Origin of the sequence: Microcella alkaliphila (assembly GCF_002355395.1) — a bacterium.
Classification (GTDB): domain Bacteria; phylum Actinomycetota; class Actinomycetes; order Actinomycetales; family Microbacteriaceae; genus Microcella; species Microcella alkaliphila_A.
Genome location: NZ_AP017315.1, coordinates 1,803,872 through 1,817,460, shown reverse-complemented (window position 1 = coordinate 1,817,460; position 13,589 = coordinate 1,803,872). Strand labels below are relative to the sequence as shown.

11 protein-coding genes are annotated in these 13,589 nt (G+C 69.1%); 10 read left to right on the top strand and 1 reads right to left on the bottom strand.

Annotated elements, in window-relative coordinates; all coding sequences use genetic code 11:
• The first annotated feature begins 26 nt into the window (after positions 1 to 26).
• The 5 genes from CPY97_RS08935 (at position 27) to CPY97_RS08915 (ending at position 8,008) form a co-directional block, all read left to right on the top strand.
• A complete protein-coding gene (locus CPY97_RS08935; RefSeq protein WP_096422028.1) occupies positions 27 to 995 on the top strand; it encodes an AAA family ATPase in 969 nt (322 codons plus the stop codon).
• Complete coding sequence (locus CPY97_RS08930) at positions 992 to 2,371, top strand: DUF58 domain-containing protein (RefSeq protein ID WP_096422026.1); 1,380 nt, start codon at positions 992 to 994, stop codon at positions 2,369 to 2,371. The genes CPY97_RS08935 and CPY97_RS08930 overlap by 4 nt, the downstream gene beginning before the upstream one ends.
• 53 nt (positions 2,372 to 2,424) lie before the next feature.
• A complete protein-coding gene (locus tag CPY97_RS08925) occupies positions 2,425 to 4,695 on the top strand; it encodes a transglutaminaseTgpA domain-containing protein (protein WP_150129244.1) in 2,271 nt (756 codons plus the stop codon).
• Entirely contained in the window at positions 4,692 to 5,351 is a 660-nt protein-coding gene (locus tag CPY97_RS08920; RefSeq protein ID WP_096422022.1) for a double zinc ribbon domain-containing protein, read from the top strand. The genes CPY97_RS08925 and CPY97_RS08920 overlap by 4 nt, the downstream gene beginning before the upstream one ends.
• Before the next feature lie 92 nt (positions 5,352 to 5,443).
• The gene (locus CPY97_RS08915; protein WP_096422020.1) at positions 5,444 to 8,008 is read left to right on the top strand and encodes an FtsK/SpoIIIE domain-containing protein; all 2,565 of its coding nucleotides are present in this window, start codon (positions 5,444 to 5,446) and stop codon (positions 8,006 to 8,008) included.
• Positions 8,009 to 8,017: 9 nt separating this feature from the next.
• Here CPY97_RS08915 and ald read toward each other — a convergent pair whose 3' ends face one another.
• On the bottom strand, positions 8,018 to 9,133 hold the full coding sequence (gene ald, locus CPY97_RS08910) for an alanine dehydrogenase (RefSeq protein ID WP_096422018.1): 1,116 nt from the start codon (positions 9,131 to 9,133) through the stop codon (positions 8,018 to 8,020).
• Positions 9,134 to 9,397: 264 nt separating this feature from the next.
• On the opposite strand from ald, the gene CPY97_RS13845 reads away from it, so the two are divergent.
• The 5 genes from CPY97_RS13845 to CPY97_RS08890 are packed head-to-tail and all read left to right on the top strand — an operon-like array spanning position 9,398 to position 13,580.
• Positions 9,398 to 9,604: a hypothetical protein gene (locus CPY97_RS13845; protein WP_331716199.1), complete on the top strand. Its 207-nt coding sequence runs from the start codon at positions 9,398 to 9,400 to the stop codon at positions 9,602 to 9,604.
• A gap of 9 nt (positions 9,605 to 9,613) precedes the next feature.
• Positions 9,614 to 10,603 carry a spermidine/putrescine ABC transporter substrate-binding protein gene (locus tag CPY97_RS08905; protein ID WP_331716232.1) on the top strand — a complete coding sequence of 330 codons (990 nt, stop codon included), beginning with the start codon at positions 9,614 to 9,616 and terminating at the stop codon, positions 10,601 to 10,603.
• A 44-nt stretch (positions 10,604 to 10,647) separates the two neighbouring features.
• Positions 10,648 to 11,871 carry an ABC transporter ATP-binding protein gene (locus tag CPY97_RS08900; protein WP_096422016.1) on the top strand — a complete coding sequence of 408 codons (1,224 nt, stop codon included), beginning with the start codon at positions 10,648 to 10,650 and terminating at the stop codon, positions 11,869 to 11,871.
• A gap of 3 nt (positions 11,872 to 11,874) precedes the next feature.
• A complete protein-coding gene (locus CPY97_RS08895) occupies positions 11,875 to 12,789 on the top strand; it encodes an ABC transporter permease (RefSeq protein ID WP_096422014.1) in 915 nt (304 codons plus the stop codon).
• A 38-nt stretch (positions 12,790 to 12,827) separates the two neighbouring features.
• Positions 12,828 to 13,580 carry an ABC transporter permease gene (locus CPY97_RS08890; RefSeq protein WP_419866121.1) on the top strand — a complete coding sequence of 251 codons (753 nt, stop codon included), beginning with the start codon at positions 12,828 to 12,830 and terminating at the stop codon, positions 13,578 to 13,580.
• The last annotated feature ends 9 nt before the right edge of the window (positions 13,581 to 13,589 follow it).

Sequence of the window (13,589 nt, the reverse complement as noted above, 5' to 3'; positions counted from 1 at the left end):
CACCGACACCGACGAAGGAATTCGCCATGACGATGACCCCCGAGCAGGCGCAGTGGTTCTCCGGCCTCGCCGAGCGGATCGTGACCAATGTCGAATCGGTGCTCCTCGGCAAGTCATACGTTGTGCGCCTCGGGCTCACCGCGATGTTGAGCGAGGGGCACCTGCTGCTCGAAGACGTGCCGGGGACGGGGAAGACCTCGCTCGCGCGGGCGCTGGCTGAGAGCATTCGAGGCACGACGCAGCGCGTGCAGTTCACCCCCGACTTGCTGCCGGGCGACATCACGGGCATCACGGTCTACGACCAGCGCAGTGGCGAGTTCTCCTTTCACCCCGGCCCCGTGTTCGCGACCGTCGTCCTGGCCGATGAGATCAACCGGGCCAGCCCGAAGACGCAGTCGGCGTTGCTTGAGGTGATGGAGGAGGGGCACGTCACGATCGACGGTACGACCCACCCGGTCGACGCGCCCTTCCTGGTCATTGCCACCCAGAACCCGATCGAACAGGCTGGCACCTACCGTCTACCGGAGGCGCAGCTCGACCGCTTCCTCATCCGCACGGCGATCGGCTACCCCGATCACGCGTCGACCGTGAGAATCCTCGCGGGAGCGTCGGGGCCGCGCGCCACGGTGCTCGAGCCGGTCATCGACCTCGACACGGTGCGCAGCATGATCGATGCGGCGCGCACCGTGCATGTCGATCCGGTGATCGGTGACTACGTCGCGCGTCTCGTGGAGGCGACCCGCGCGCATCCCGACGTCCGGCTGGGGGCGAGCGTCCGTGGCGCCCTGGCGCTCGTGCGGTGCGCGAAGACGTTCGCGGCCCTCGACGGACGCCACTACGTCATTCCCGACGACGTGAAGTCGCTCGCCGAACCGGTGCTCGCGCACCGACTCGTTCTCGACCCCGAGGCCGAATTCGACGGCGTCACGCAGGCGTCCGTTATCGCTCAGGTCGTCGTGGAGACCGCCCCGCCGAGCGACCGGGTCGCCGTGTGACCGACGGGTCGTCACCGCGGTCGACCGTTACGCGGGAGGTCACCGGCTCCTCCGGGGGGTCGACGGTCACCACTGCGCGCACCCGGCTCGTCGGCGAGCGGACGGGCTGGTCGGCGGATGCTCTGGTCACTGTCGTGCGCGCCGGTCGCGCCGTCGGCCGTGTCGCGTCCCGTGCAGGCCGCGCCGCCTCCTCCGTGGTGACCCCCCTTGGCTGGGTCGTCATCGCCGTCGCGCCTCTGTCGCTCGGGGCGGGGTATCTCTGGGGCTGGACGGAACTCGTCCTCGCCGGTGCCGTCGGCGTGGCGCTCACGATCGTCGCCGTCGCGTACCTGGTGGGCAGGATCCGACTGCACTTCCAGCTTGTTCCGCCGCCGGTTCGCGTCGCCGTCGGTGACGAGGCGCACGCCCGGCTGGTCGTGACGAACCCCACCTCACGGCGCTCCTTCGGCACGGTCGTCGACCTGCCCGTCGGCGAGCGCATCGTCCCCATCGCGGTTCCCGGCATCGGCCCGGGCGATCGGGTCGAGCCGTCCGTCGCTCTCCCGACCGATCGTCGTGGCCGCCTGACGGTGGGGCCGGTGAAGACCGTTCGGGCTGATCCCGTGGGGCTCGTGCGTCGCGAATACCACTGGGCCGATGCGGCCGAGTTCATCATCCACCCGCGCACCATCGACGTGCCATCGACGTCGAGTGGGCTCGTGCGCGACCTCGAGGGCCGGCCGACCCGAGACCTGACCGTGAGCGATCTGGCGTTTCATGCGCTGCGCGAATACGTGCCCGGAGACGATCGCCGCCACATCCACTGGAAGTCGTCGGCGAAGACCGGCACCTTCATGGTGCGGCAGTTCGAGGAGACCCGTCGCAGTCGCATGCTGCTCGCCCTGAGCATTGCGAGTGTCGACTTCGGTTCCGACGCCGAGTTCGAGCTCGGCGTGAGTGCGGCGGCGAGCCTCGGCGCGCGCGCTATTCGTGACGCTCGTGATGTCGACGTTCTCGTCAGCGAGATCACTCCCGAGTTCGCGAAGCGGGCCGTCGTCGCCGTCCGGCCGCTGCCGACGCTCACCCCCAACCGCCTGCTGGACGAGCTCGCCGTCGTCGAACACGGACCAGCGGCTCTCGGCGTCGTCGACGTCGCGCGCCTCGCCTCCGATGCTGTGCCGGGCGTGTCGGTCGCGATCCTCGTGGTCGGCTCCACGGTCGCACCGCGTCGCCTGCGCACGGCCGCCGCAGCGTTTCCTGCCTCCGTCGAGGTCATTGCGGTGCAGTGTGACCCCGACACAGTGCCGGGCCGGCGCAGTCTCGGTTCCTTGACCGTCCTCACCGTGGGGTCGCTCACCGATCTCCGACGCGCCATCCGGGGAGGCGAGACCGAGTGAGTCCTTCGCCGAGCCGCTCGTCAGCGTCTGTGCTCCCGCGACCCGCCATCCTGGTGAGCATTGTGCTGTTCACGATGGCGGCGTGGGCCGTCATCGCGTTCGCCTGGTGGCCCGTGTACCGCGACCCCGGTTTCGTGGTGGTGGCCGCCGTCGCCATCCCGCTCGGCTGCGCGCTCGCGGTGGTCGCAACGGCGCTCCGCTGGCCGGCCTGGGGACTCATGCTCGCGGTCACGGCCGCACTCGTCGTGGTGGGGGTTCCGCTCGCGGTTCCCTCCCGGGCGCTTTACGGCGTCCTCCCCGAGCCCGAGGGACTGCTGGAGTTGATCTCTGCCGTCGCGCTCGGCTGGACGAGACTCGTCACCATCGACCTTCCCGTCGGCACCTATCAGTCGCTCCTCGTGCCGGCGCTCGTCAGCCTGCTCGTCGGGAGTGCGGCGACCGTCGCCGTGGCGTTGCGCGCCCGCCGTCCGGCAACGGCCGTGGCCATTCCCGCCATCGGCTATCCCCTCGTTCTCGCCTTCGGGCCGGAAAGCGTCGTGTGGCCGATCAGCACCACCCTGGCCTTACTGCTGGTCCTCCTGCTCTGGCTCGCGGTGTGGCGTCGGCACCGCCGCACAGACGCGCTCATTGGCAGCGTCGACCGGGGGCGCGGGGGCGCGGTGCGGCAGTTCGCCTCGGCCGTGATGGTGGTACTGGTCGCGGGAGGAGCAGGCGCAGGCCTTATTGCGCTCATCCCGCCGCCGGATGAGCGGACAGTCATCCGCACCGTTGTCGATCAACCGTTCGACCCTTTCGCCACTCCCAGCCCGCTCGCCGCGTATCGCGCGTCGTTCCAGCCGGAGCGAGCCGACGCCATCGCGCTCACCGCTGAGGGACTGCCCGACGGGGAGCGAGTGCGCGTCGCCGTCCTGGACAGTTACGACGGGGTCGTCTTCGCGGTGGGCAGCGACAGCGTCGACAGCGCCTCCGGCCGATTCGTGCGGGTGCCCGCCCGGCGAGACGTTCCAGAGGGGGCCAGTGTCGCGGCCGTCGAGCTTTCCCTCGGCAGGGCGTTCGGGCCGTGGCTGCCGTCCACTGGCCAGCTCGTCGACGTGACGATCCGTGGTGAGGATGCGCCGGCGGTGCGCGACCGCGTGGTTTACAACGCGGTGACCGACAGCGCAGTCCTCGTGGGTGGCGCTCCCGCCGGTTTGCGCTATCGCCTCGACGTCATCCCGGCGCCCGTCGAGGAGGTGGACCTGTCGACCGTGTCGCCGGGCGCCGCCGCGGTTCCCGCGATCGTGAGCGTGCCCGACGAGCTGCGTGACTGGCTGAGCCCCACCATCCAGGCGATCGAGGGGGAGGGAGCGAGGCTCGCGGCCGTCGTTGAGCGGCTGCAATCGGACGGTTTCCTGTCTCACGGAACCGACGACGACGAGGCGCCGAGCAGGCCGGGGCACTCCATTGATCGCCTCGACGAGTTGGTCACGGCTACCCCGATGGTCGGGGACGCGGAACAGTATGCAGCTCTCGCGGCCCTGGCCGCTCGGGAGATCGGGTTCCCCTCGCGCGTCGTGCTCGGCTTCATCGAGGGTGTGCGCGATGACCGCGGCGAACCGCCGGTGGACCCCGCGGCGTTCCGCGAGCGCGACCTGACCGCGTGGATCGAGGTGTCGACTCTCGAACGCGGTTGGGTGGCCGTCGACGTGGTGCCGCCGCGCCGCGAGGTGCCGCCGCCCGACTCCGACGAGACGACACCGATCACACGGCCACAGCCCGCCGTGCAACCTCCCCTCGAAGACGCGCCCCCGCCCGACGAACAGGCGCCGCCCGACGTCGACCTCGACGAGCGCGATGAGGCCACGGGGCTCGACCCTCTGCTCCTTCTCGCCCTGCAGATCGGCGGCGCGGTCCTCGGGCTGATCCTGCTCGGTCTCACACCGGTCCTCGCGATTCTGGCGATCAAGGCGCGTCGCCGTCGCCGGCGCCGTCGCGCGCGCGACCCCGCCACGCGCATCCTGGCCGGGTGGATGCAGGTGGTCGACGACGCGACCGATCGCGGCATCGCCGTGCCCCCGACGGGGACGCGGCGTGAGCGCGCTGCGGCCATCGGGGCGCCCTCCGTGCTCGTGCTCGCGCGGGTCGCCGATCGCGCGGTCTACGCCCCCGACGAGCCCAACCCGGACGAGGCAGCCAGGGTGTGGAGCGCCGTCGACGCAGTACGCCGCACCTTCCGCGACTCGGCCACCCGCCGCGAGCGCCTGCGCGCCGCCGTATCCACGCGTTCGCTGCGCCGCTATTCTGACCGAAGCGGCGGGCGAGGGCGACGGAAGGAACGCGGATGACGTGCGAGCACTGCGGGGCGGCGTTGCCCCCGGTCGCGCAATTCTGCGGTCGCTGCGGACGCTCCGTGGGCGTGAGCACGCCGCCCGCCTCTCCGGCCCCGTGCCCCGTGTGCGCCACGGTGCCCTTCCCGGGCGACCGCTACTGCGGCGAGTGTGGGACGCGGCTCGGCGTGCCGATCGATGCGCCTCCGCCGGCGATCGTTCGTGAGCCTGAGCCTGAGCCGGAGCCGGAGCCGGAGCCGGAGCCGGAGCCGGAGCCGGAGCCGGAGCCTGAGCCTGAGCCAGAGCCGGAACCCGAGCCGGAACCCGAGCCCGAGGTACGGGCTGAGCCGGTGCGCTTCGTCTTGCAGTTCAGCACCGGCGAGAGCGTGTCGGTGATCGGAACGGGACTTCTCGGCCGCAACCCGCGGCCCGAGCCGGGGGAGGCGATCGACCACATCGTCATCGTGAGCGACCCCACCCGCTCGATGTCGAAGACGCACCTCGAATTCGGGCACGACGATGGCATGTTCTGGGTGAGCGACCGACACTCCGGCAACGGCACGGTGTTGCGCGAACCCGGCCAGTTGCCGCGCTACTGCGAGCCCGGCAGGCGGTATCACATCGCGCGCGGCACCCGCGTGGACATGGGTGACCAGTTCATGATCCTCGGCTGATCGCTCCTCCCCACCCCCGCGGTCGCGACAGCTGTGCCCTCGTCGTGAGGTCGCCGGCGTCGGCCGCGTCGACGCCGTGATGCAGTGAGCCGGTGACGATCACGTATCCCGAGCCGCCCCGAGCATCCCCGCGCGCCCCGTTTCCGGTGATCGCGGTGATCGCGCCCCTGATCGCGGCGGTCGTCATCGGGGCCATCATTCGATCGCCGTATGTGCTCGTTTTCGCCGCCCTTAGCCCCATCATCGCGGTCGCGAGCGCTCTCGAATCCCGCCGGGCAGCGCGTCGACACGCGCGTGAGGAGGACAAGCGCTTCGCGCTCGAATGCGCGGCAACGGAACACGCGATCGAGCGTGCGCACCGCGATGAGACGGAACGCGCGTTCGCGACACCACCGGGTGACGGCGGCTCCGTCGTCGGAGCGGCGCCGGGCGCAAGCACGATCGCCGGGAGCGCCCCGACAGTGGATGCCCATCCCGAGCAATCCGTGCGGGAGCGCTTGCGCGCCCTGCACGCCCGTGCCGCGCGCAACCCGCGCCTTCCCGTCCGCGTCCCGCCGGGCCCGGTCGAGGTGCACGGGTCCGGCTTCATCGCCGAGCGCCTCCGCGCACGACTCGGTGACCGCGCGGTGCCGGACGGGTCGCCGTCTGACGGGCGCGCTCGCACGACCATCTCGGTGTCCGGGCTCGCGCGCCTCGACATCGTGCTTCCCGGCGGCGAGCGCGTCGCAGCGGACGCGGTCGTGTCGTACCTCGCCGACGAAGAGGCGAGGAACGCCCGCGCTCGAGCTGCCGCGCTGCCCGAGCGCTGTGAGTGGGCGGCGGCCCGCGATGGCCAGTCGACCCCGGGTCTCGCCGTCGGACTCGGAGCGGCCGGCACCGTCACACTCGACCTCATCACCGACGGCCCGCACGTGCTCGTCGGGGGCGCCACCGGAAGCGGCAAGAGCGAATTCCTCCGCGCACTCGCCCTGTCGGCGGCAGCGGACCCGGGTGCGTGGTCCGTGCTGTACGTCGACTTCAAGGGCGGGGCCACCTTCCAGGACCTCGCCGAGCTGCCCTCGACGGTCGGCGTCATCACGGATCTGGACGCTGTGCTCGCGACGCGTGCGCTCACAAGCCTTCGGGCGGAGATCGAGCGTCGAGAGCGTGTGCTCGCACGCGAGCGCGTCCGCGACATCGCTCAGCTCGCCTCGGGGCTGTCCCGCCTGTTGATCGTCGTCGACGAGTACGCCGCACTCGTGGCGACACATCCCGCCTTGCAGGCGGTGTTCTCCGACCTGTCGGCGCGAGGCCGCTCGCTCGGCATCCACCTCGTCTTGTGCACGCAGCGTCCGAGCGGGGTGGTGCACGACACGGTGGCGGTCAACTGCGCCATCCGCGTCCTGTTCCGCACCACGGATGCCGCCGACGCTCGCGCGCTGCTGGGCGGTGACGCCCCGTCCGTCGCCGCTGCGCCCCGCGGTCGTGCGGTGATTCGCACGAGTGAGCAGTTGCTCGCCGCCCAGGTCGGTCTCGTCGCACCCGCGGACATCGCCGCGGTGGCGAGTGCGGCGTCGTCGGCACGCGCAGATCCGCCCTGGGCGCCGGTCTTGCCGTCGGAGCTGTCTCCGACGCAGCCGGAAGTCGTCGATGGGTGGCGCCACTCCCGGGCCGAGGGGAGCCTGCTCGTCGGCCTGATCGATGACGTCGCCGCCCAGCGCTGGAGCGCGGCGAGCTGGCATCCGCGCCGCGACGGCGCGCTGGCGATCCTCGGGTGTTCGGGGAGTGGGCGAACGACCGCGCTGGCGCAGCTGGCCGCGGAAGCGCGGCAGATCGGCTGGGAGGCAACGCTCTTGCCGCACAGCCTCGCCGATGCGCATCAGGTCCTCACGGACATCGCCTCCGGTTCGGCGGCGTCGAGCCAGCCGCAGCTGCTGCTGGTAGACGGGCTGGCCGACCTGATCGACGCCGAGTCGCCCGAGCACGCGACGCAGCTTCTCGCCCGATTGGATGCCGCCCTGCGTGCCCTCCACCAGCGAGGCGGCGGTGCCGCCGTCGCCGTGGGCACCGCCTCGAGCGCCGGCCGTCTCCTTGCCGGGCGCTTCGGCGCACGCCTGCAGCTACGCGCCCTTGATTGTGACGACCACCACGCCTCCGGCGCTCCGCGCGGCGAGCATAATGACCGCGCTCCCGCCGGGCGCGGGTGGTGGCGCGGGCAGCCCGTTCAGGTCGTCCAGCCGACGCAGTCGCTGCCGCCGGCGCTCCCGCCCCGTATTCGGACCGTGGGGTCCGAGCCCGTCATCGCGGTGGTCTCGGCGAACCCGGACCGCTCCCTCGAGGCGTTACGAGCATCCTGCCCCCGTCCGGTGCGAGGGGTGCCGCTTGCGGCGCTCGTCGACGCCGCCAGCCGGCACGATGTCCGGGATGGCACCCTCGCCTGCGTCGGTCATCCTGATGACTGGCAACGCGACTGGGCGGCCTTCGCGCACGCGCGTCGCGAGGCCGTCATCGCGTTCGACGGATGCGACATGAGCGACCTGCGCGCACTGGTCAGCGCGCGCATTCAGCCGCCGCCGATCGACCAGCGTGACCTGTGGGTGATCGAGCCGGGAGGCGGCTCGACCCCCGAGGTTCTGCGGGCACGCTGGTCACCGCCCTCGAGCGATGTTGCGCACTGACGTCGGGTGTTAGGCGAGGACGCTCGCCAGAGCCACAGGCTCGAGCCCGTGGGCCTCACCCACCGCGGCGTTGGTCGCGCGCCCGTCGTGCGTGTTCAGTCCGAGCGCGAGTGCAGGATCGGCCGCCAGCGCCGCCCGCCAGCCATTGTTGGCGATCGCGCGCACATACGGCAGAGTCGCGTTCGTCAGTGCGTACGTTGACGTCGCCGGGACGGCGCCCGGCATGTTGGCAACGCAGTAGAAGATGCTCTCGTGCACCGTGAACGTCGGTTCGGCGTGCGTCGTGGGTCGGGTGTCGGCGAAGCATCCGCCCTGGTCGACAGCGATGTCGACGAGCACGCTTCCGGGCTTCATACGGGAGACGAGCTCGTTGCTGACGAGCTTCGGAGCCTTGGCTCCCGGCACGAGCACCGATCCGATCACGAGATCGGCGGCGACAACGGCCTTGTCGATCTCGTAGCCGTTCGACGCGATTGTCTTCACGCGGCCGGCATACAGAGCATCGAGCTCACGCAGACGCTGGAGGTTCGTGTCGAGCACGGTCACGTCCGCGCCCAGTCCCACGGCCATCGCGACCGCATTCGTGCCCGCGACGCCACCGCCGAGCACCACGACATTCGCGGGGTGCGTGCCCGGAACTCCCGGCACCAACAGCCCCTGGCCCCCGTTGGGCCGCATCATCGCGTTCGCGCCAACGATGACCGACAGCCGACCGGCCACCTCACTCATCGGGGCGAGCAGGGGCAGTGCGCGCGAGGGCAGTTGGACCGTTTCATACGCGATCGCGGTGACCCGTGCATCCAAGAGCGCGTGCGTGAGCGCCTCCTCTGCGGCGAGGTGCAGGTAGGTGAACAGCAGGAGATCGTCGCGGAAGTAGCCGTACTCCGACGCGATCGGCTCCTTCACCTTGAGCAGAAGCTCGGCCTCGCCCCACGCCGTAGCCGCGTCGGGCACGATGCGGGCGCCCTGGGCCACGTACGCCTCGTCGGGGATGGACGATCCCGCTCCGGCGCCAGCCTGCACCAGCACCTCGTGCCCGTTGGCAACAAGGTCGTGCACACCGGACGGCGTAATGGCCACGCGGAACTCGTTGTTCTTGACCTCGGCGGGGACGGCGATTCTCATCGGAACTCCTTGGATCGGGACGTTTCGGCGCGAGGGCGCGCGCTGTTGCGCCGCGCCCCACTGCGCTGCGGCACCACTGTAGCGCCGATTCACGATGGATTCCGCACTCTTTTTCGCCTGGATGTGCTGATTTCGTGAAATTTATGTTTCAGAATGGACGAATCGAGCGCTGTGGGGTGCGGTACGCGTAGTCCGTGTGTCAGTATCAAAGACACCACAGCCGCCAGGACAGTGACGTACCTGAACGACCAAAGGAGCAGCGCCATGAATCGTCCGCTTCCCGAAGACCCGATGGTCCGCAGCCTGATCGCGCACGCACGCCGCGCACAGCTGACCCGTCGCACGATGCTCGCCGGTACCGGCGCATCCGCAACGGCTCTCGCTCTCGCGGCCTGTGCAGGAGGCGGCAATGAGCTGCAGCCCGCCGAGGACCGTTCCGAGTCGGATCCGACGCTCATCTGGGCAAACTAGCCCTTCTACATCGACGAAGACGATGACGGCAACTACCCCACGCTCGAAGCCTTCCAAGAGCAGACGGGCATCTCGGTCACCTACAACATCACGGTGGACGACAACAACTCGTACTACGCCACCGTTCGCGACCAGCTGGCCCTCGGTCAGGACATCGGCGCCGACACCGTCTGCCTCACCGACTGGATGGTGAGCCGCTGGATTCAGCTCGGCTACACGCAGGAGCTGAACTACGACAACATCCCGAACGCCGCAAACCTGTCCGAAGACCTTCGTAACCCCGAGTTCGACCCGGGCCGCCGTTTCTCCATTCCGTGGCAGGGTGGCTTCGCGGGTATCGCCTGGAACACCGAGCAGGTGGGTGAGCTTCGCTCGGTCGATGACCTCTGGGCGCCCGAGCTCCGTGGCCGCGTGGGTGTGCTCTCCGAGATGCGCGACACCATGGGTCTCATTCTCATGAATAACGGCGTCGACATTTCTGGCGACTTCAGCGCCGACGACTTCAATGCGGCGCTTGACATCTTCCGCGAGCAGGTCACGGGCGGCCAGATCCGCAACGTCCGCGGCAACGCGTACACGGAAGACCTCGTCAACGAGGACACTCTGGCCGCGATCGCCTGGTCGGGCGACATCACGCTGCTGAACTTCGAGGCCGGTTACGAGAAGTGGAAGTTTGTGATCCCCGAGGCTGGCGGCACCCTGTGGGCCGACAACTTCCTCGTGCCGATCGGCTCGCCGCGCAAGACGAACGCCGAGACGCTCATCAACTACTACTACGAGCCGGAGGTTGCGGCCGAGGTCGCGGCCTGGGTGAACTACATCACCCCGGTCGAGGGAGCCCGTGAGGCGATGGAGGCGATCGACCCCGAACTCGCCGACAACGAGCTCATCTTCCCGAGCGACGAAACGCTGGCGAACACCCGCATCTTCCGCGGCCTGACCGGTCAGGAAGAGAACGAGTACCAGGCAGCATTCCAGTCGGTGCTGCTCGGCGCCTAGCCGCGTAGCACCACCCGATCTACCACCCCAAGGAGCACACCGCGGTGACAAACAGTGCTGTTTCGCGTGGGGATTTCGCTGAGGCAGGTGCCGACCTCGAACTGGTCGGCATCTCCAAGCGATTCCCCGGATTCACGGCAATCGACGACCTCGATCTCACGATTCCTGCTGGATCGTTCTTCGCCCTGCTCGGCCCGTCGGGCTGCGGCAAGACGACGACGCTCCGGCTCATCGCGGGCCTCGAGGAGCCGACCGCCGGCCGCATCCTCATCGGCGGCAAGGACGTCACGCAGACGAAGGCGTTCCAGCGTCCGGTCAACACGGTGTTCCAGAGCTACGCCCTCTTCCCGCACATGACGATCCTCGAGAACGTCGCGTTCGGCTTGAAGCGTCGCGGGGTGAAAGACGCCACGAGGCTCGCGCACGAGGCCCTGCAGCTGGTCGAACTCGACCACGTCTCGGCGCGCCGACCCTCGCAGTTGTCCGGAGGGCAGCAGCAGCGCGTCGCGTTGGCACGCGCGGTCGTCAACCGACCGGCGCTGCTGCTGCTCGACGAGCCTCTCGGTGCGCTCGACCTGAAGCTGCGGCGTCAAATGCAGATCGAGCTGAAGGACATCCAGTCGGAGGTCGGTCTGACCTTCCTGCACGTGACCCACGACCAGGAGGAGGCCATGACCATGGCCGACACGGTCGCGGTCATGAACAAGGGCCAGATCGAGCAAATGGGTGCTCCCCAGGAGCTGTACGAGCTGCCGCGGACCGCGTTCGTCGCCACCTTCCTCGGCCAGTCGAACCTCTTCACGGGTCAGGTGGTGTCGTCGAACGCCGACAGCATCACCGTCGACTCGGCGGGAGCGCGCATCACGGTGCCAAAGCCTCGGGCGGAACGCCAGTCCGGCCTCGTCACAGTGGGCGTCCGTCCCGAGAAGGTATCGCTGACCAGCACGAAGCCTGCCGAAGCTGCCGGCGTCAACGTGGTGGGCCCCGGACGCATCAGCGACGTGTCGTTCAGTGGCGTAAGCACCCAGTACGAGGTGACGATCGCCGGTCACGGACCGATCTCCGTGTTCGAGCAGAACACGAGCATCGCGCGCATGCACCACGACGGCGATGAGGTCTGGCTCACCTGGAGCGTCGAGCACTCGTTCGGCCTCGCCGACGAAGGCGACGTCGAACACGACGTCCCGCGCTTCGTCGACGACACGCCCACGACGTCCATTGCGACGCGCAAGCGCGCGCAGCTCAAGGCGGAACTCGAGGAGGGCTAGCCCATGGCCTTCTCCGCGTTCACCCCGACGGAGCAGAAGGCCGATGCGTCGATCCAGAAGCGATCGCCGGTCGCCCTGCTCTTGCTCTTGCCGGGTGTCATCTTCCTCGTTCTGTTCTTCGTCACGCCCCTGCTCTCGCTCCTACTGACGAGCCTCCAAGAGCCCGTTCCCGGCGGCTTCTTTGGTGAGTACCGCCAGGCGTTGCGCTGGGAGAACTACGTCTTCGTGCTGGAGACCTACGGCACGCAGACCCTGCGCTCCTTCGGCTATGCCGCGCTCGCCAGTCTCTTCGCGCTGTTGATCGGTTTCCCGCTGGCGTACTTCATCGGCATCACCCTGCGGCGCTTCCCGCTGCTGCAGGCGCTGTGTCTGGTTCTCGTCATCGCCCCGTTCTTCATCTCGTTCCTGCTGCGCACCCTGGCGTGGAAGCAGATCTTCGCGATCGAGGGGCCCGTCGCCGGGTTCTTTTCGATGATCGGGATCCTCGGGCCCGGCCAGTCGGTCACGGGAACCGCGTTCTCGGTGGTCTTCGGCCTCACCTACAACTTCATCCCGTTCATGACGCTCCCGATCTACGCGACCCTCGAACGGCTCGACCTCCGACTCGTGGAGGCGGGCGGCGACCTGTACGCGAGCCCCGCCACGACGTTCCGCACGGTGACGTTGCCGTTGGCGGCGCCCGGCGTGATCTCGGGAACGCTGTTGACGTTCATCCCGGCATCGGGTGACTACATCAACGCGTCCCGCGACTTCCTCGGCTCGACCGAGACGGCGATGATCGGAACGGTGATCGAGGCGAACTTCCTCGTGCTGCAGAACTATCCCGCGGCGGCTGCGCTGTCCATTGTGCTGATGGCCGTCATCCTCGTGCTGGTGGGCATCTACGTGAAGCGCAGCGGAACGGAGGACCTGCTGTGAGAGGCTTCGGCAAGTACACCATCTGGGTCTACTCGGGGATGGCGCTCGTCTTCCTGATGATCCCGATCGTCTACACGATCATCTTCTCGTTCAACGACGCACGGCGCACGAACATCATCTGGCGCGGCTTCACGCTCGACAACTGGCTCAACGTGTGTGCTGCGCAAGACGTGTGCCGGGCCTTTGGTAACTCCATTCTGATCGCCGTCGTGGCGACCTTCATCGCCACGGTGCTCGGAACGATGATCGCGATCGCGCTCGTGCGGTACCGCTTCCGGTTCCGCAACACCACGACACTGCTGATCTTCTTGCCGCTGACGACGCCCGAGGTGGTTCTCGGTGCCGGCCTCGCCGCGCAGTTCCTGCAGGCTGGCGTGCCGAAGGGCCTCGGAACGGTGATCATCGCCCACGCCCTGTTCTGCATCAGTTTCGTCATCGTGACGGTGCGGGCCCGCGTCGCGAGTCTCGACCCTGCGCTGGAGGAAGCCGGGCGTGACCTCTACGGCTCGCCGCAGCAGGTGTTCTGGCGCATCACCTTCCCGCTCCTGTTGCCGGGCATCATCGCCGCAGCGCTGCTGTCGTTCGCGCTGAGCTTCGACGACTTCATCATCACGAACTTCAACCGTGGTGCCGAGGTCACCTTCCCGAGCTTCGTCTACACGGCGGCCGCCCGCGGTATCCCGCCGGAGGCGAACGTCATCGCGTCGGCGGTGTTCCTCCTCGCGATCCTGCTCGTGCTGGTGTCGCAGTTCACGGCGGCCGCGCGCCGCCGTCGACTGGCGAAGCTCTAGTCGCCGCGG